20 protein-coding genes are annotated in these 16932 nt (G+C 70.1%); 7 read left to right on the forward strand and 13 right to left on the reverse strand.

Translation table 11 applies throughout. The features are described 5' to 3' along the window. Positions 1–27: 27 nt before the first annotated feature. From ABD743_RS27580 to ABD743_RS27595, 4 genes are read right to left on the reverse strand one after another with little or no spacing between them, the layout of a single operon-like run. Positions 28–222 carry a hypothetical protein gene (locus ABD743_RS27580; protein WP_344725258.1) on the reverse strand — a complete coding sequence of 65 codons (195 nt, stop codon included), beginning with the start codon at positions 220–222 and terminating at the stop codon, positions 28–30. Further along, positions 222–935 (reverse strand): hypothetical protein, encoded by a 714-nt coding sequence (locus ABD743_RS27585; RefSeq protein WP_344725259.1) that lies wholly within the window; start codon positions 933–935, stop codon positions 222–224. Before ABD743_RS27585 ends, ABD743_RS27580 begins: the two co-directional genes overlap by 1 nt. Then, positions 932–1474: a hypothetical protein gene (locus ABD743_RS27590; protein WP_344725260.1), complete on the reverse strand. Its 543-nt coding sequence runs from the start codon at positions 1472–1474 to the stop codon at positions 932–934. The genes ABD743_RS27585 and ABD743_RS27590 overlap by 4 nt, the downstream gene beginning before the upstream one ends. Positions 1475–1477: 3 nt before the next feature. After that, positions 1478–2251, reverse strand: a complete 774-nt coding sequence (locus ABD743_RS27595; RefSeq protein WP_344725261.1) for a hypothetical protein — start codon at positions 2249–2251, stop codon at positions 1478–1480. 168 nt (positions 2252–2419) lie between these two features. On the opposite strand from ABD743_RS27595, the gene ABD743_RS27600 reads away from it, so the two are divergent. Next, positions 2420–2758, forward strand: a complete 339-nt coding sequence (locus ABD743_RS27600) for a hypothetical protein (RefSeq protein ID WP_344725262.1) — start codon at positions 2420–2422, stop codon at positions 2756–2758. A 75-nt stretch (positions 2759–2833) separates the two neighbouring features. On the opposite strand, the gene ABD743_RS27605 is transcribed toward ABD743_RS27600, so the two are convergent. The 6 genes from ABD743_RS27605 to ABD743_RS27630 all read right to left on the reverse strand — a co-directional run bounded on the left by ABD743_RS27605 (position 2834) and on the right by ABD743_RS27630 (position 10011). Beyond that, positions 2834–3589, reverse strand: a complete 756-nt coding sequence (locus ABD743_RS27605) for a succinate dehydrogenase/fumarate reductase iron-sulfur subunit (RefSeq protein WP_344725263.1) — start codon at positions 3587–3589, stop codon at positions 2834–2836. Then, positions 3586–5541 carry a fumarate reductase/succinate dehydrogenase flavoprotein subunit gene (locus tag ABD743_RS27610; protein WP_344725428.1) on the reverse strand — a complete coding sequence of 652 codons (1956 nt, stop codon included), beginning with the start codon at positions 5539–5541 and terminating at the stop codon, positions 3586–3588. The genes ABD743_RS27605 and ABD743_RS27610 overlap by 4 nt, the downstream gene beginning before the upstream one ends. A 5-nt stretch (positions 5542–5546) precedes the next feature. Beyond that, entirely contained in the window at positions 5547–6347 is an 801-nt protein-coding gene (locus tag ABD743_RS27615) for a hypothetical protein (RefSeq protein WP_241040146.1), read from the reverse strand. Positions 6348–6597: 250 nt separating this feature from the next. After that, positions 6598–7353 carry a succinate dehydrogenase/fumarate reductase iron-sulfur subunit gene (locus ABD743_RS27620; protein WP_344725264.1) on the reverse strand — a complete coding sequence of 252 codons (756 nt, stop codon included), beginning with the start codon at positions 7351–7353 and terminating at the stop codon, positions 6598–6600. Then, positions 7350–9299, reverse strand: a complete 1950-nt coding sequence (locus ABD743_RS27625) for a fumarate reductase/succinate dehydrogenase flavoprotein subunit (RefSeq protein WP_344725265.1) — start codon at positions 9297–9299, stop codon at positions 7350–7352. Before ABD743_RS27625 ends, ABD743_RS27620 begins: the two co-directional genes overlap by 4 nt. 1 nt (position 9300) lies before the next feature. Beyond that, positions 9301–10011, reverse strand: a complete 711-nt coding sequence (locus tag ABD743_RS27630) for a succinate dehydrogenase cytochrome b subunit (RefSeq protein WP_344725266.1) — start codon at positions 10009–10011, stop codon at positions 9301–9303. 77 nt (positions 10012–10088) lie between these two features. On the opposite strand from ABD743_RS27630, the gene ABD743_RS27635 reads away from it, so the two are divergent. Next, a complete protein-coding gene (locus ABD743_RS27635; RefSeq protein WP_344725267.1) occupies positions 10089–11063 on the forward strand; it encodes a LysR family transcriptional regulator in 975 nt (324 codons plus the stop codon). A gap of 10 nt (positions 11064–11073) precedes the next feature. Continuing rightward, positions 11074–11802 (forward strand): mycothiol-dependent nitroreductase Rv2466c family protein, encoded by a 729-nt coding sequence (locus ABD743_RS27640; RefSeq protein ID WP_344725268.1) that lies wholly within the window; start codon positions 11074–11076, stop codon positions 11800–11802. A 125-nt stretch (positions 11803–11927) separates the two neighbouring features. Here the strand turns inward: ABD743_RS27640 and ABD743_RS27645 are convergent, their stop codons facing one another. Then, positions 11928–12431: a regulatory protein RecX gene (locus tag ABD743_RS27645; protein ID WP_344725269.1), complete on the reverse strand. Its 504-nt coding sequence runs from the start codon at positions 12429–12431 to the stop codon at positions 11928–11930. 153 nt (positions 12432–12584) lie between these two features. On the opposite strand from ABD743_RS27645, the gene ABD743_RS27650 reads away from it, so the two are divergent. Beyond that, positions 12585–12983: a hypothetical protein gene (locus ABD743_RS27650; RefSeq protein ID WP_344725270.1), complete on the forward strand. Its 399-nt coding sequence runs from the start codon at positions 12585–12587 to the stop codon at positions 12981–12983. 188 nt (positions 12984–13171) lie between these two features. On the opposite strand, the gene recA is transcribed toward ABD743_RS27650, so the two are convergent. Both recA and ABD743_RS27660 read right to left on the reverse strand, forming a co-directional pair. Next, on the reverse strand, positions 13172–14215 hold the full coding sequence (gene recA, locus ABD743_RS27655; RefSeq protein WP_344725271.1) for a recombinase RecA: 1044 nt from the start codon (positions 14213–14215) through the stop codon (positions 13172–13174). A 207-nt stretch (positions 14216–14422) separates the two neighbouring features. Further along, complete coding sequence (locus ABD743_RS27660) at positions 14423–14617, reverse strand: DUF3046 domain-containing protein (protein ID WP_241040138.1); 195 nt, start codon at positions 14615–14617, stop codon at positions 14423–14425. A gap of 30 nt (positions 14618–14647) precedes the next feature. Between ABD743_RS27660 and ABD743_RS27665 the strand changes: the two genes are divergently transcribed. The 3 genes from ABD743_RS27665 to ABD743_RS27675 are packed head-to-tail and all read left to right on the forward strand — an operon-like array spanning position 14648 to position 16926. Continuing rightward, positions 14648–15934 (forward strand): CoA transferase, encoded by a 1287-nt coding sequence (locus ABD743_RS27665; protein ID WP_344725272.1) that lies wholly within the window; start codon positions 14648–14650, stop codon positions 15932–15934. A gap of 10 nt (positions 15935–15944) precedes the next feature. Then, positions 15945–16082, forward strand: a complete 138-nt coding sequence (locus tag ABD743_RS27670) for a hypothetical protein (protein ID WP_344725273.1) — start codon at positions 15945–15947, stop codon at positions 16080–16082. 58 nt (positions 16083–16140) lie between these two features. Beyond that, positions 16141–16926 carry an alpha/beta fold hydrolase gene (locus tag ABD743_RS27675; protein WP_344725274.1) on the forward strand — a complete coding sequence of 262 codons (786 nt, stop codon included), beginning with the start codon at positions 16141–16143 and terminating at the stop codon, positions 16924–16926. Positions 16927–16932: the final 6 nt, after the last annotated feature.

A 16932-nucleotide genomic window follows, 5' to 3' on the forward strand; every position in this document is an offset into this window, starting at 1 on the left:
GCTCAGCAGGAACGCTGAGTTGTGGCTTCAGGTACTGCCCGAGTTGGCGAACCCGGCCGCGGCGCCCGCCACAGCGACGAGCAGCAGCAACGCGCCCGCAGCTGCGAGCTCCCGTTCGGCGGTGACCGCGACGAACGCGGCGAACACGCCGACGAGCAGCAGCAGTACCGCCGCGGTGATCGGGTGCAGCAACCACCGGGGACGCGATCTGGCGGGGATCATCAGACGGACCTCATGCCCGGGCGCACGAGCGCGCCGACCGGGCCCGACTGGCCACGCGTTCCCGACGTGATCGGCGCTCCTGCCGGGACGACCGTACTCGCCGGTGTGGCCGTGGCCGCCGGGGTCTCGGTGGCCGCGGGGGTCGGCGCGGCCGTCGTGTCGGCGGCACCCGCCGCTGCCTCGGTGTCCGGCGGCAGCTCGCAGGCAGCGATCGTGACGCCCCGGTAGGTGTCGCCGTCGGCGTAGTACACGTCGGTGACCGCGTCGGAGCAGCGGTAGCCCTTCCAGCGCCAGCCGTTCTTGCCGTGGCAGCTCGTGGTGAGCCGCGTCGACTCGTAGGAGTCGCCGTCGATCTCGTAGGTGCCCTCACGGTGGTAACCCTCGGAGCACGGGTACGACCCGCGGCGCCAACCGCCGTAGCAGAGCGCGTTGCCGTCCTCGGGCCAGTTGTTGGCCTCCTCGTCGTAGGACTCCGGCGTGCACTCGAGGTGCTCCGACTTGTCGTCGTCCTCCGCCTCCGGGTCCGCGGACGCCTGGCGTCGGCTGAGGTACCAGTCGAGGGGCACCAGCGCCGCCGCGGCCGCGCCGATCACCAGACCGCGCAGCACCGCGCGTCGGCTGGGCCGGATGGCACGGATGCGCGCCACCACAGCACTCGGGCGAGCCTGCATCGGAGGTGCGAACGCCGTGGGGATGTCGTCCAGGCGCGTCATGCGCGGGTCACCTCTCGTCCTCCTGGGTGCTGTCGCCCGGGGTCGTGTGTCTGCGTCAGGTCCCGGACGAGCGCACCCAGGTCCGTGTCGGCGTAGACGAAGCTGCGGTGGGTGACGACGCCGGCGGCGTCGACGGCGAGCAGGGTCGGTGAGTACCCCTCGAACAGGTCGGCCCGGGCGTCGACGTCGGCGAGCATCTCGGCGCGACCGCCGGGGCGTGCGGCGAAATCGTCGGGCCGGTCCACCAGCGCGACGAAGCGGATGTGCTCGTCCTGCTCGCCTGCCACCGTGATGGCGTCCCACATGTTGTGGCAGAGCGCGCAGTCGGCGTCGAGCACGGCGACGACGGCCGCTCGCTGCCCGGAGCGCGGACGCACCGCGGCAGGTGCCGGGCGTCCGACGAGCGGTGCGTAGCCGGACAGCTCCGCTACCCGGCCCGCCTCCAATGCACGCACCCGCGCGTACACCGCGACGAGCGCCACCAGCACGAAGAGCGAGACGAGCAGCGCGAGCAGCGCCACGGCCAGTGCGATGGACACGGCTCAGCCCCTCCAGATGCCGCGCAGAGCGGCGAGCGCTCCGACGACCTGCTGCTCGGCCATGGGGGCGACGGCGCGGCCCGACTCCGGTCCGTGCAGGACGAGGTCCATGGCTGCGCTGTCGCCCGCGAACAGGTAGCGCCATTGGTGGGGGGTGCCGACGACGCGGGCGGCGTCGAGGGGGTTGAGCTCCCGGCCCGCACGCCACAGCTCCCCGCCCGGCAGGGCGAGCCCGGCCCACTCGGGCAACGTCGGCAGCACGTCGGTGGAGCGCCGCACGATCAGCGTGGAGCGGTCGCTACGCCCGATCAGCGCCACGTCCCCCTGGCTGACGAGCAGATCCGAGGTGGGGGTGAGGGTCGCTCCGGTCGGCGAGTCGGCGAACCGGAACGTGCTCAGCAAACGGCCCAGACCGGCGTCGTCGGGAGCAGGACCGCCGAACCACGTGGTGGCCTCGTGGTACGGCCCGGCGAGCACGAGCGCGGAGTCGGAGCGGTTCGGCGCCTCGAAGACGACGGCGTCGAAACCGCGCATGGACAGTCTGCGTTCCCGTGCGCCCGGCAGCACGCGGCGCGGGATCACGCGGTGCTCCCCCACCGGGGCGAGGAAGAACTGGCGGGCCATCCGGGGCCCGCTGAAGCGTGTGTTGCCATACCAGCGGTACTCGCCGAACTCCGCCGGAAGGGTCAGGTCGACAGGAGCGCCAGAGGGCGCGATTCGGGAGACTCGTGTCTGTCCGGTGGACTGCACCGGTCCCGCTGCCGGGGCTGCCGTCATGCCTGTTCCTCCACGTACCAAGGTGGAACGGCCAAGGCGGCGTCCCGCTCGGATAACGAAAGCGCAACCGTCGCGATACGCGATTGCCCGACTGCAGAGCGTAAGCATCCGGGTGAAAGTCGGCGGAGCACTGTGCGGTTATACCCGGCCAACGGAGGGATGCGCGCCATGAACGATTCGCCCGATAGTTCTAATCAGAACGCCGAATCGCCCAAAAGCCAGAATTCGACAGGGCCATCCGGGGGCATCGAGCCGCTGGACGCGGAGATCGTGGAGGACGCGACGGCGCCGCCCCCACCGTCACCCGTGCCCGACTACGACGATCGGGGCGTCCCGAGTCTGGACTACGTCCGCGAGAAGATCGAGACCCGCTACGCCACCTCGATCGGCGCGGCCGAACTGGCAGAGAACACCCCCGAGGCCCGCAGCGTCGAGGAGCAGGAGGCCGAACGCGAGCGCGCGGCCAAGGCAAGGCTGGAGGAGATCCGCCGGAGCATGGGCCGCTGAGCCCTTCCCGGAATGCGGCAGAGCCACCTTCACGCGGTGCGGGTGCGTGAGGGTGGCTCTGCCGCGATCAGAGGATCAGGCGCCTGCGCGCTTGAAGATCTTGCTGCCCAGCCAGACCAGCGGGTCGTACTTGCGGTCGACCACGCGTTCCTTCAGCGGAATGAGCGCGTTGTCGGTGATCTTGATGTGCTCGGGGCAGACCTCGGTGCAGCACTTGGTGATGTTGCAGAAGCCCAAACCGTGCTCCTCCTGCGCCTCCTGCTTGCGGTCGGCGACGTCGAGGGGGTGCATGTCGAGCTCCGCGATCCGCATCAGATAACGCGGGCCGGCGAAGTTCTCCTTGTTCTCCTCGTGGTCGCGCACCACGTGACAGGTGTTCTGGCAGAGGTAGCACTCGATGCACTTGCGGAACTCCTGGCTCCGCTCGACGTCCACCTGCTGCATCCGGTACTCACCGGGCTCCAGGTCGGGCGGCGGCGCGAAGCTCGGCACCTCGCGGGCCTTCGTGTAGTTGAACGACACGTCGGTGACGAGGTCGCGGATCACCGGGAACGTCCGCAGCGGTGTGACCGTGATGGTCTCGGTCTCGGTGAAGGTCGACATCCGGGTCATGCACGCCAGGCGCGGCTTGCCGTTGATCTCCATGCTGCACGACCCGCACTTGCCGGCCTTGCAGTTCCAACGGACCGCGAGATCGCCCGCCTCGGTCTGCTGCAGCCGGTGGATGATGTCGAGGACGACCTCGCCCTCGTTCACCTCCACCGGGTAGTCGACGAGCTCGCCCTTCTCTGCGTCGCCCCGCCACACCCTGAAGTGGGCGTCATAGCTCATTTCGCAGCCTCCCCGGCGCTCGCAGCACCAGCTCTGTGTCCGCCCAGCTCTTCGCCGGTGTAGTACTTCTTCAGCTCGTCCATTTCGAACAGGTCCAGCAGCTCGGGCCGCATCGGCACCTGCTCCTTGCGCACCAGCTCGACGTTGTCCTCGCCCAGGGCCGACAGCACCAGCAGCACGTGGCGCCAGTCGGAGTCCATCACCGGGTAGTCGTCCCGGGTGTGGCCGCCGCGGCTCTCCTGCCGCTCCAGGGCCGCCTTCGCCACGCACAGCGAGACCAGCAGCATGTTGCGCAGGTCGAGCGCGAGATGCCAGCCCGGGTTGAACTCCCGGTGGCCCTCGACGCTCACCGTGCGGGTGCGCGTGGCGATGTCCTGGAGCTTCTTGAGCGCCATCTCCATCTCGTCGGCCTTGCGGATGATCCCGACGAGCTCGTGCATCGTCTTCTGCAGCTCCAGCTGCACCACGAACGGGTTCTCCCCGCCCTCTGTGGCCGACGAGAACGGCAGCAGCGCCCGCTCCTGGGCAGCGGCGACGTCGTCCGTACGGACGGCGGGGCGCACCCCGGCGAGCCCGTCGACGTACTCCGAGGCGCCCAGTCCGGCGCGGCGGCCGAACACGAGCAGGTCCGACAGCGAGTTGCCGCCCAGCCGGTTGGAGCCGTGCATCCCGCCCGCAACCTCGCCGGCCGCGAACAGGCCCGGCACCGTGGACATGGTGGTGTCCGGCTCGACCTCCACTCCGCCCATCACGTAATGGCAGGTGGGGCCGACCTCCATCGGCTCCTTGGTGATGTCGACGTCCGCCAGCTCCTTGAACTGGTGGTACATCGACGGGAGCCGCTTCTGGATCTCCTCCGGCGACAGGCGCGAGGCGATGTCGAGGAAAACACCGCCGTGGGGGCTCCCCCGCCCGGCCTTCACCTCGGAGTTGATCGCGCGCGCCACCTCGTCACGGGGCAGCAGCTCCGGGGGACGGCGGTTGTTGTCCGCGTCGGTGTACCAGCGGTCGCCCTCCTCCTCTGTGGTGGCGTACTGGTCCTTGAAGACGTCGGGGACGTAGTTGAACATGAAGCGCTCGCCCTCGGAGTTGCGCAGCACACCGCCGTCGCCGCGCACCGACTCCGTGACCAGGATTCCCTTCACCGACGGGGGCCAGACCATGCCCGTCGGGTGGAACTGCAGGAACTCCATGTTGATGAGGGTGGCGCCCGCACGCAGGGCCAGCGCGTGGCCGTCGCCGGTGTACTCCCAGGAGTTCGAGGTCACCTGGTAGCTCTTGCCCACCCCGCCCGTGGCCAGCACGATCGCCGGAGCGTCGAACCGGACGAACTTGCCGGTGCTGCGGTAGTAGCCGAAGCAGCCCGCGATCTTCCCGTCGGCCTTGAACAGATCGGTGATCGTCGTCTCGTGGAAGACGCGGATGTTGGCCTCGTAGTCACCGGTCTCGCGGTAGTCCTCCTGCTGCAGCGACACCACTTTCTGCTGCAGGGTGCGGATCATCTCCAGCCCGGTGCGGTCACCGACGTGCGCGAGGCGCGGGTAGGTGTGGCCACCGAAGTTGCGCTGGCTGATCTTGCCGTCCTTGGTGCGGTCGAACAGCGCACCGTAGGTCTCGAGCTCCCAGACGCGGTCGGGCGCCTCCTTGGCGTGCAGCTCGGCCATCCGCCAGTTGTTGAGGAACTTCCCGCCGCGCATGGTGTCGCGGTAGTGCACCATCCAGTTGTCGTTGGGGTTCACGTTCCCCATCGACGCCGCGCAACCGCCCTCCGCCATCACCGTGTGCGCCTTGCCGAACAGCGACTTGGAGATGATGGCGGTGCGCTTGCCCTTCATTCGGGCCTCGATCGCGGCGCGGAGGCCCGCTCCACCGGCACCGATGACGACGACGTCGTACTCGTGGCGCTCGATGCTCTCGTTCCCACCCTGTCCGGTGGTCTGTTCCGTCGTCACAGTGTTCACCCCACGATCCGCAGGTCGGAGAACCACCCGGCCGAGACGGCCATGATGTAGAAGTCCGTAATGGCCAGGGAGGCCAGTGTGGTCCAGGCGAGCTGCATGTGCTTGCCGTTGAGCCGGGAAACCTGGACCCACAGCTTGTAGCGCACCGGATGCTTCGAGAAATGGTTCAGCCGGCCGCCGATGATGCTGCGACACGAATGGCACGACACCGTGTACGCCCAGAGCAGCACGACGTTGATCAGAAGGATGATGTTGCCCAGGCCGAGCCCGAAGCTTCCGTCCTCCTTGATGAAGGCCTTGATCGCGTCATACGTGTTGATCACGGAGATGATCGCGGCGAGGTAGAAGAAGTAGCGGTGCAGGTTCTGGCCGAGAAGAGGGAAGCGCGTCTCCCCGGTGTACCGCGCGTGCGGCTCGGCCACGGCGCAGGCGGGCGGCGAGAGCCAGAACGCCCGGTAGTACGCCTTGCGGTAGTAGTAGCAGGTGAGCCGGAACAAGAGCAGGAACGGCAACGTTAGAGCGGCGTAGGGCAGCCACCACACGTCGGGCAGGAAGCGTCCGAAGTGAGCGGCCTGCTCCACACAGCCGTTCGACACGCACGGCGAGTAGAACGGGGTGAGGTAGTTGTACTGCGGTACGAAGTACCACTCCTGCATGAAGGCGCGCACAGTGGCGTAGACGACCCACAGGGCGAGGCCGACGAAGTTGGCCAGGGGCGGCAGCCACCACCGGTCGGTACGGAGCGTTCGTTCCGCTATCTGCGCCCTGCCTGTGGACGCATCTGTGGTGGATGACACGTCAAGAAGTCCTCATCTTCTGCGGGTGAACCGACGCCAGCCGCAGAAGCCGCGGCGCCGGGACGTCTGGATCTCGCGGGAGCCTACGACCTTCCGACCAACGGGGCTCGGCGGGCTATGGGTCGAATTCCCCCATCGTGATGCGATTCACTCGGCGCATTCCAAACGCGGACGCAGAAGAACCACGATCCTGCTCTGAGCTGCAGGAACGTGGTCCTCAATGCGCGGCGCGAATCCGCTTTCGAGATCGTCAGGCCGTGCGGCGCCCTCCCGCTGTCGCGTGCAGATAGTCACGGTTCAGCTGGGAGATCACATCGAGTGGGATCTCCTTCGGGCACGCCACCGCGCATTCACCGGTGTTCGTGCAGCCCCCGAAGCCTTCTGTGTCGTGCGTCTCGACCATGCGCACCACGCGGTCGGAGCGTTCCGGCTGCCCCTGGGGAAGTTCGCCGAGGTGAGTGATCTTGGCGCCGAGGAAAAGCGACGCACTGCCGTTGGGGCACGCGGCGACGCACGCCCCGCAACCGATGCACGCGGCGGCGGTGAACGCACGGTCGGCGTTCTCCTTCGGCACGGGCGTGGAGTGCGCCTCCGGTGCGGCGCCCGTCGGGGCCGAGATGTATCCGCCCGAGGCCACGATTCTGTCGAGTGCGCTGCGATCGACGACGAGGTCGCGCACCACCGGGAACGCCGCCGCCCGGAACGGTTCGATGGTGATCGACTCGCCGTCCCGGAAGTGCCGCAGGTGCAGCTGGCAGGTCGTCGTCGCCTTCTGCGGACCGTGCGGCTCGCCGTTGATCACCATGCTGCACGCGCCGCAGATCCCCTCACGGCAGTCGTGGTCGAATGCGACCGGCTCCTCGCCGTCGAGCACGAGACGCTCGTTGAGCACGTCGAGCAGCTCGAGGAACGACATGTCCTCGTCGGCGTCGTCGACGCGGTAGCCGACCAGCCGGCCGCGGTCGTCCGGGCCGTTCTGACGCCAGATCTTGAGATTGAGCTTCACTTGTAACTCCGCTGGCTGGGAATGACGTACTCGAAGTGCAGGTCCTCCTTGTGGAGGACCGGGGGCTCGCCCTGGCCCGTGTACTCCCAGGCCGCGGCGTAGGAGAAGTGCTCGTCGTCGCGCAGCGCCTCGCCGTCCTCGGTCTGGCTCTCCGCACGGAAGTGCCCACCGCAGGACTCCGTGCGGTGCAGCGCGTCGAGGCACATCAGCTCGGCGAGCTCCAGGAAGTCGGCGACGCGTCCGGCCCGCTCGAGCGACTGGTTCAGTTGCGCGCCGGTGCCGGGCACCTTCACGCTGCTCCAGAACTCCCTGCGCAGCTCCGGGATGCGGTCCAGGGCCTTGCGCAGGCCTGCGTCGGTGCGCTCCATGCCGCAGTGGTCCCACATCAGGTGTCCCAGCTCGCGGTGGAACGAGTCCACCGTGCGGTTCCCGCCGATCGAGAGCAGCGTCTCGATCCGGCCGTTGACCTCCTGCTCGGCAGCGCGCACCTCGTCCGCTCCGGGATCGACCGGACTGAGGTGCGACGCCGCCAGGTAGTTGCCGATCGTGTTGGGCAGGACGAAGTAGCCATCGGCCAGGCCCTGCATCAGGGCGGAGGCACCGAGCCGGTTGGCGCCGTGGTCGGAGAAGTTCGCCTCGCCGACGACGAACAGGCCGGGGATGCTGCTCTGCAGGTCGTAGTCGACCCACAGGCCGCCCATCGTGTAGTGGACCGCCGGGAAGATCCGCATCGGCACGACGTAGGGGTCCTCGCCGGTGATGCGCTGGTACATCTGGAACAAGTTCCCGTACTTGGCCGCCACGGCCGGGCGCCCGAGCCGGTTGATCGCCTCGGCGAAGTCGAGGTAGACACCGAGACCGGTGGGGCCGACCCCACGCCCGGCGTCACAGACGTTCTTGGCCGCACGGCTGGCGACGTCGCGGGGCACCAGGTTGCCGAAGCTCGGGTACTGCCGCTCGAGGAAGTAGTCGCGCTCGGACTCGGGGATGTCGCCGGGAGCCCTCGTGTCACCGGCCTTCTCCGGCACCCAGACGCGGCCGTCGTTGCGCAGCGACTCGCTCATCAGCGTGAGCTTCGACTGGTGATCGCCGCTCACAGGGATGCACGTCGGGTGGATCTGCGTGTAGCAAGGGTTCGCGAACAGCGCTCCTCGCCGGTGCGCGCGCCAGCTCGCCGTGACGTTGCAGCCCTTGGCGTTGGTGGAGAGGTAGAAAACGTTGCCGTAGCCGCCCGAGGCGAGCACCACGGCGTCGGCGAGGTGGCTGCGTGTCTCCCCCGTCACGAGGTCGCGAGCGACGATCCCGCGCGCGCGACCCTCGACCATGATCAGGTCGAGCATCTCGTGACGCGAATACATGTCGACGTTGCCCGCGTCGATCTGCCGCTCCAGAGCCTGGTAGGCGCCCAGCAGCAGCTGCTGACCCGTCTGGCCGCGGGCGTAGAAGGTGCGGGAGACCTGCGCGCCACCGAACGAGCGGGTGTCGAGCAGACCGCCGTACTCACGGGCGAACGGCACGCCCTGCGCCACGCACTGGTCGATGATCTGCACGCTGATCTCGGCCAGCCGGTGCACGTTCGACTCCCGGGACCGGAAGTCCCCGCCCTTGACCGTGTCGTAGAACAGCCGGTAGACGCTGTCGCCGTCGTTGCGGTAGTTCTTCGCCGCGTTGATCCCGCCCTGCGCGGCGATGCTGTGGGCCCTGCGCGGGCTGTCCTGATAGCAGAACGAGCTGACGTGGTAGCCGAGCTCGGCCAGGCTCGCCGCGGCGCTCCCCCCGGCGAGACCGGTGCCGACGACGATGATCTTCATCTTGCGCCGGTTCGCCGGGTTCACCAGCTTGACGCCGAAGCGGCGCTTCTCCCAGCGATCCTCGATCGGCCCAGCGGGCGCGACGGTGTCGGCCACCGGGTCGCCGACCGTGTAGTCCGTGTAGCTGCTGGTCATATCAACGCACCAATCCGGTCAGGATCGAGAACGGGACGGAGAGAAAGCCGACGGTCAGCAAGACCGCGACCACGAGGGCGACACCCTTGATGGTGTTCTGGGCGGCGGCACTGGAGCGGCCCAGCGTCTGCAGGCCGCTCCACAGGCCGTGACGGACGTGGAACCCGACCGCGATCACCGCCACCGTGTAGGCGACCGTCGCGTACCAGTGGCTCGGCGCGAAGTCGACCACGAGGTTCGAGTGGACGTCGCCCTCGACGAACTGCGGGTTGAGCGTGCCGGCGGTGAGGTCGAGGAGGTGGTAGATGATGAACAGCAGGATGATCACGCCACCCCAGCGCATCGTCCTCGCGGCGTAGCTGCCCCGAACCGGCTGGCGGTGGGCGTACCTGACCGGGCGGGCCCGGCGGGCGCGGCGCGCGAGGATCGTGGCCGAGACGATGTGGGCCACGATCGCGACCACGAGGACCACCCGCACGATCCACAGCAGCGTCTGCATGGGCAACGCCGGCTCGCCGACGGTGCGCAACCAGGCTGCGTAGGTGTTGATGGCGTCGGCACCCAGGAAGATCTTCAGGTTTCCGATCATGTGGGCGATCAGGTAGAGCAGCGCGAGGGCGCCGGACACCGCCATCACGAACTTCAACTGGACCGACGAGGGCCGCGGCGTGTGCCGCGCCCGCACCGCCGGCCGCTCTCCCACTGTCACCATGGGGTCAGGGTGCGTAGTCCGTGGGCCTAACGTCCAATGCATCGAAACGGGATCGTCGATAGACGTACGCTATATACGTGACACTTCAGCAGCTCGCGTACTTCGTGGCCGTAGCCGACGTGGGCAGCTTCACTCGTGCGGCGGAGTCACTCGGAGTGGCCCAGCCCACGCTGTCCCGGCAGCTCAGGGCGCTGGAGGACGAACTCGGTTCGCCCCTTGTGGACCGTGGCAGCCGCGACGGGCTCGCACTGACCCCCGCGGGTGAGGCCGTTCTGCCGTTCGCCCGGCGCATGCTCGCCGACGCCGACGGCGCCCGCACCGCCGTGGCCGAGATCGTCGGGTTGCGCCGCGGGCGCGTGCGGGTCGGAGCGACGCCGTCGCTGTGCATCGGCGTGCTGGCCGACGTTCTGCGCGTCTTCCACGAGAAGTACCCCGACGTGCGGCTGGAGCTGGTGGAGAGCGGCTCGCAGCCGCTGGTGCGCTCACTCGTGCGCGGCGAGCTCGACGTGGCGATGGTGATCGTGCCGCCGCGAGGGATCGACGCAGCACTCGACACCGAGCCCTTGTTGCGGGAGCGCCTATCGGTGGCGTCCCCCACGTCGGAACGTGCACCGACATCACGCAGTTCGATGACGGTGAAGGAGCTGGCCCGCCGGCACCTGGTGGTGCCGCGACAGGGCTACGACCTGCTGGAGTCGACGCTGAAGGCGTACGCCGACGCCGGTGAGACCCCCCAGTTCGCGGTGGAGGGCGGGGAGATGGACGCCGTGCTCCGGATGGTGGAGGCCGGCACCGGCGTGGCGGTGGTGCCGGACCTCGTCTTCTCGAGCAGGCCGCGACTGCGTCGCACGGTGCTCACACCCCCGCTGTACCGGACCGTCGCACTGGCCCGCCGCGGCGATCTCGCGCCGACCCACGCCATGCGCGCGTTCCGCGAGACCCTGCTGTCCTTCCTCGCCGTGGTGTCGGCGGGCGACGGGTTCCCCGGCGACGTGCAGGTGCTGCGGCGCCCCGAAGCTCTGACACCTGCCCCGGCGGCGCCCCCGGATTAGCCTGCGAGGCATGGCCGACTCCGACATCCACTTCTACTTCGACCCCGTCTGCCCGTTCGCCTGGATGACCAGCAAGTGGGTGCGGATCGTGCAGGCCCAGCGGGACTACTCGGTCGACTGGCGGTTCATCTCGCTACGGCTGCTCAATTCCCACATCGACTACGGCGCGCACTTCCCGCCGGAGTACGAGGCCGGCCACACGGCGGGCCTGCGGTTGCTCCGCGTTGCGGCCCGCACTCGTGCCGAGTTCGGTCGCCCGGCCGTCGGCCGCCTCTACGCCGCCCTCGGCGCTCGGATCTTCGACAGCGATGTTTCGCAGGAGGTGGCCGCCGACCGCGAGCTCCGCGGCACGAGGGCGTTCGTCGAGCCCGTGCTCGCCGGGATCGACCTGCCGGCCACACTGGCCGACGCTCTCGACGACGCCGGCAGGGATGCCGAGATCCAGGCCGAGACCGACGAGGCCCTTCGGCTGACCGGCAAGGACGTGGGCACCCCGATCCTGCACTTCGAGCCGCCGGAAGGCGTTGCGTTCTTCGGCCCGGTGATCAGCCGGCTCCCGGACGAGAAACAGGCGGCCGAGCTGTGGGACCACGTGATCGCGCTGGCGCGGTTCCCCGGGTTCTCCGAGCTGAAGCGGAGCCTGCGCGAGCAGCCCCAGCTGCGCGCCTTCGGCGTGCGTGAGCACGAAACCGGCAAGCAGGAGGACTGGCACGGCGGAAGCCGCCGGCTGAAGAAGTAGGCACAGGGGCTGGGGCTACGAGCGGCACGTTCGCCCGATAGGTCGGTGCCGGAGTGCCGCTCGTCCGGCGCAGAACCCGGTGCCCGCCCCTGATGGGCCCGTCCCGCTGCGCCGACGGCGACGGATCAGTCGTCCGGGGGCTCCGCGCCGTCGAGCTCCTCGACATCGGCACCGTGCTCGGCGAGGGCCTCCCGCACCACCCGGTAGGCCACCGCGGCGCCGTAGCCCTTGCGGGCGAGCATTCCGACGAGCCGGCGCCCGGCCACCGTCTGCTGCTCGGCGGACGCCACCTTCATCGACCGCAGCTTGCGGTCGACCAGCTCACGCGCCCGCCGCTCCTCGGACTCACCGTCGACCTCGGCCAGCGCCTCCCCCGCGACCTCGTCGGCGACCCCCTTGCGGCGCAGCTCCACCGCGATCGCGCGCCGTGCCAGGCCGCGGTGAGCGTGCCGGGAACGGACCCACTGACCTGCGAAGGCGGCGTCGTCGATCAACCCCACCTCGTCGAACCGTTCGAGCACCGTGGCGGCGGCGTCGTCGGGAATGCCCTTGCGTCGCAACGCCTGCGCCAGCTCCTGGCGGGTGCGCGCCCGGTCGGTGAGCAGCCGCAGACAGATCTCCCGCGCCATGCTCACAGGGTCGGCGTCGGGCTCACCGCCGGCCCGGCGATCCGACTGCCCGGCCACACCGGAAGCCCGAGCACCGGAATCCGAGGCGGACCTCCCCCTGCGCTCGGCCCGATCGCCACGACCCGAGCGCCTGCGGCGACCGGCCTGCTCGCCGTGCCCGTCGCCGTCACCGTGGCCGGCCCCGTCGATCTGGGCGGCACGGTTGCCGCGATCGGCCCGCTCAGCCGGGGCAGCCCGATCGGCGCGCTCGGCTCGGGCAGCGCGGCTGTCACGATCGGCCGGACCGGCCAGGTCAGCCTGGTCCCCATCGCCGTTCCGGCGCCACCGCTCCCGCCCGCGACCGCCATCCGCGCTCGTGGTGCGAGCCCGTCGACCGGCCGCACGGCCTCGAGCCGCAGTGCCGAGCTCGGCCACCGGCACCTCGCGGCCGGTGCCCGCAAGCTGCGCGGCGTCGAAGAGGGCAACGGGGGCCGCTCCGGACTCCCGCACACCCTCGACCGCTCCATCCTCGTCGGATCGATCGTCGGCCGATCCGTCGTGGGATGGGAATGAGGCGACCGGAGCGGTGGCGTCGGGCCCGCGCAGGTCGGTGAGGTCGGCCGCAGGACGGGCCGGCTCGGCCGGATCCGGAAGATCCAGCCGGGCCACCGGGGCAGGCCCGGCTTCCTCGATGCCGAGCCCGTCGAGCCGGGCGACTCGGGCCCCGCTCTGCTCCGGCGGCGAGTGCTCCGGCACCGTGCTCAGAAGTCGACCGGGGCAGGCAGCTTCTCGGCCTCGGCGTCGAGCTGAGCCCCGATGCCCAGCTTCTCCTTGATCTTCTTCTCGATCTCGGTGGCGACGTCGGGGTTCTCGCGCATGAACTTGCGGGCGTTCTCCTTGCCCTGACCGAGCTGGTCGCCCTCGTAGGTGTACCAGGCGCCGGACTTACGGACGATGCCCTGCTCGACCCCCACGTCGACGAGCGATCCCTCGCGGCTGATGCCGACGCCGTAGAGGATGTCGAACTCGGCCTGCTTGAACGGCGGCGCCACCTTGTTCTTGACGACCTTGACCCGGGTGCGGTTGCCGACCATGTCGGAGCCGTCCTTGAGCGTCTCGATCCGGCGGATGTCGAGCCTCACCGACGCGTAGAACTTGAGCGCCTTGCCACCCGTGGTGGTCTCCGGCGAGCCGAACATGACACCGATCTTCTCGCGCAGCTGGTTGATGAAGATCATCGTGGTGCCGGAGTTGCTCAGGGCGCCGGTGATCTTGCGCAACGCCTGGCTCATGAGCCGGGCCTGCAGACCGACGTGGCTGTCGCCCATCTCGCCCTCGATCTCCGCACGCGGTACGAGCGCGGCCACCGAGTCGACGACGATGATGTCGAGCGCGCCGGAACGGATCAGCATGTCGGCGATCTCGAGGGCCTGCTCCCCCGTGTCGGGCTGGGAGACGAGCAGGGCGTCGGTGTCGACGCCGAGAGCCTTGGCGTACTCCGGGTCGAGCGCGTGCTCCGCGTCGATGAACGCGGCGATGCCACCCGCCGCCTGTGCGTTGGCCACCGCGTGCAAGGCGACGGTGGTCTTTCCGCTGGACTCAGGGCCGTAGATCTCCACGACACGGCCGCGGGGCAGGCCGCCGACGCCGAGGGCGACGTCGAGGGCGATGGACCCGGTGGGGATGATCCCGATGGGCGGCCGGGTGTCATCACCGAGGCGCATCACCGAGCCCTTGCCGTGGTTCTTCTCGATCTGGGCGAGCGCGAGTTCGAGAGCCTTCTCGCGGTCGGGTGCGGGGGTCATCGCCGGTCTCCACCTCGGTGCTCGGACGGTCTGTCGGTACTGGCGTCGACGGTAGAGGGCGCCACCGACGATTCGCGGGAGCGGTCGGGATGTGTGGACAGCCGCACCGCCATGTGGACAGCAGCGTAGCGAACGTCTGTTCGATCGGGGTAACGACACGCCGGGCGGCTAAGCTCCCGCGCCCGGCGGCCCAGAGCGAGAGCGGGCTCAGCGACGGGCCGGCGGCACCTCGTAGACCTCGCAGACGGCCCTCCACACGTCGCGCGGATCGATACCGGCTTCGAGCGCCTCCTCCACGGTGCGCCCACCGAGCTCGGCGAACACGTGATCGTGGGACACCGCGGCAGCCCGGGCCGCCCCGAACTCGCCCGCCATCAACTCCCGGAAGTACGTCAGTCGCACCCCGACCACGGTAGCTGGGACGCTGCGAGGGTGACGGATCTGTTGTCTCCGCTGTGGGCCACGCTCCGCGGGTCACCCGAGGAACTCCACCGCCTGCACGTCACCGGGCCGCCGACGACCCTGACGTCGACGTTTCCGGTCACCGATGCCGGCGCAGCCGCGGTCGGCGCGAGCCTGCTCGCCGCCACGCTCGGCACCGGCCTACGGGTGGACCTCGACACGCGCGAGCTCGCCGTCGCGCTGCGCAGTGAGCGGTACGTGCGCCGCGACGGACGGACGCTCGGCAACCCGTTCGACCCGCTCTCGGCCTTCCACCGCACCGCCGACGGGTGGCTTCGGCTGCACGCCAACTACCCGTGGCACCGCGCGGCCGCCCTGCGGGTGCTGGGCTGTACGGAGGCGGAGGTACCGGCGGCGATCGCCGGATGGGCCGGGGTGAAGCTGGAGAACGCGCTGCACGACGCCGGCGGCATCGGCGCGGCCGTCCGCACCGAGGAGGACTGGCGGGCCGAGACGGGCCCCCCGCCCGCGCCCGTCGAACACCGCACCGTCGGCGACGCCCCGGCCCGCCCCCGGCGCAGGCCCCGCGTGCTGGACCTGACCCGTGTGATCGCGGGCCCGGTCGCCACCCGCACGCTCGCCGTCCACGGCGCCGACGTGCTGCGTCTCGACGCACCGGACCGGCCGGAGATCCCCCTCCAGTCCGCCGACACCCTGCCCGGCAAGCGCAGCGCGCTGCTCGACCTCGGCTCTCGGCGGGACGAGCTGGAGCGGCTGTTGGGAGGTGCGGACGTCGTGGTCACCGGTTACCGCCCCGGCGCTCTCGACCGCTTCGGGCTCGCGCCCGAGGAGCTGGCGCAGCGGCATCCGGGACTGGTGATCGTCACGCTGTCGGCGTGGGGACACCGTGGTCCGTGGGCCCACAGGCGCGGGTTCGACAGCATCGTGCAGGCGGCGTGCGGGATCGCGGTGGCCGAGGGCGGACCGGACGCACCAGGCGCGCTCCCCGCCCAGGTGCTCGACCACGCCACCGGTTACCTGGGCGCCGCGGCTGCCCTGCTGGCGCTCGCCCGGCAGCGCCGCGACGGCGGCAGCCACCACATCCGGCTGGCGCTGGCGGCCACGGCTGCCTGGCTGCAGGGCCTGCCGCGCCAGAGCGCGGACGCGGGCGCGGAGGTCGACCCGGCCCCCTACCTGCAGGAGCTCGACGCGTTCACGCTCGCCCGTCCACCCGGCACGGTCGACGGAGAACGTCTGGCATGGCGCCCACCCGCTCCGTCCTTCGGCACCGCGTCGCCGGTCTGGCTCGACGAGTAGCGTTGTGTCCGTGACGTCCGTGATGTCCGTTCTCGCGCAGGACCCCACCGGGCTGTCCTCACCACTCGGCCGGCTCGTCGTGCTGGCCGGGCTGCTCGCGTCGCTCACGCTCCTGCTGCGCTGGTGGTGGCAGAACCGCAAGCGGTGACGCCACCCCTTGCCCCCGGTGCAACGATCATCGTGTCGCCCGAGGGAGGAGCTCCCCGATGGGATCCACGGTCATCGTCAACGACGGCCAGCACCTGAATTACACCGACCACGGCGGAAGCGGGCCCGTCGTCGTCCTGCTGCACAGCTTTCTGATGGACGAGCGCATGTTCGCCTCGCAGGTCGCGGCGCTGCGCTCGGAGTTCCGGCTCGTCACGGTGGACGAGCGGGGACACGGCGGGACCCCCGCCGACGCCCCCTTCGACTACTGGGACATCGCTCGGGACGTGCTCGGCCTGCTCGACCATCTCGGCGTCGACAGCGCCGCCGTCGTGGGCACCAGCCAGGGCGGCTTCGTCGCCCTCCGGATGGCACTACTGGCGCCGGACCGCGTCACGGCCGTCGCCGTCATGGGCTCGTCGGGTGCGGCCGAGGACCCACAGGTCGCCGCCGCGTACCGGCAGCTCGCCGAGAGCTGGGCGGCGAACGGGCCGACGGAACAGCTGCTGGACACCGTCGCCGGCATCTGCCTGGGCTCGACGCCGGCGGACGAGTGGAAGGAGACGTGGCGGAGCGTTCCCGGCGATCGGATGCTCCGCATCATGACCCCCCTTGTCGAACGCGACTGCGTCCTCGGCCGGCTCGACGACGTCCGCTGCGCGGCGCTCGTCCTGCACGGCTCGGCCGATGCCGCCTACCCCGTGGCACACGCCGAGGAACTCGCAGCAGCGATTCCGGGCGCCGAGCAGCTGGTCGTGGTCGAGGACGGGGCGCATTTCCTGAGCCTGACCCACGCGGAGGCCGTCAACCCGCACCTGCAGCGGTTCCTCGCAGCGCACGCCTGACGCGAG

The sequence above is a fragment of the Pseudonocardia yunnanensis genome (assembly GCF_039534065.1).
Taxonomy (GTDB): Bacteria; Actinomycetota; Actinomycetes; order Mycobacteriales; family Pseudonocardiaceae; genus Pseudonocardia; species Pseudonocardia yunnanensis.

Bases quoted from the DNA above. Each gene is read 5' to 3' on its own strand.
- ABD743_RS27580 (WP_344725258.1), bottom strand. From the start codon at position 222: ATGATCCCCGCCAGATCGCGTCCCCGGTGGTTGCTGCACCCGATCACC.
- ABD743_RS27585 (WP_344725259.1), bottom strand. From the start codon at position 935: ATGACGCGCCTGGACGACATCCCCACGGCGTTCGCACCTCCGATGCAG.
- ABD743_RS27595 (WP_344725261.1), bottom strand. From the start codon at position 2,251: ATGACGGCAGCCCCGGCAGCGGGACCGGTGCAGTCCACCGGACAGACA.
- ABD743_RS27600 (WP_344725262.1), top strand. From the start codon at position 2,420: ATGAACGATTCGCCCGATAGTTCTAATCAGAACGCCGAATCGCCCAAA.
- ABD743_RS27605 (WP_344725263.1), bottom strand. From the start codon at position 3,589: ATGAGCTATGACGCCCACTTCAGGGTGTGGCGGGGCGACGCAGAGAAG.
- ABD743_RS27625 (WP_344725265.1), bottom strand. From the start codon at position 9,299: ATGACCAGCAGCTACACGGACTACACGGTCGGCGACCCGGTGGCCGAC.
- ABD743_RS27630 (WP_344725266.1), bottom strand. From the start codon at position 10,011: ATGGTGACAGTGGGAGAGCGGCCGGCGGTGCGGGCGCGGCACACGCCG.
- ABD743_RS27640 (WP_344725268.1), top strand. From the start codon at position 11,074: ATGGCCGACTCCGACATCCACTTCTACTTCGACCCCGTCTGCCCGTTC.
- ABD743_RS27645 (WP_344725269.1), bottom strand. From the start codon at position 12,431: ATGGCGCGGGAGATCTGTCTGCGGCTGCTCACCGACCGGGCGCGCACC.
- recA (WP_344725271.1), bottom strand. From the start codon at position 14,215: ATGACCCCCGCACCCGACCGCGAGAAGGCTCTCGAACTCGCGCTCGCC.
- ABD743_RS27675 (WP_344725274.1), top strand. From the start codon at position 16,141: ATGGGATCCACGGTCATCGTCAACGACGGCCAGCACCTGAATTACACC.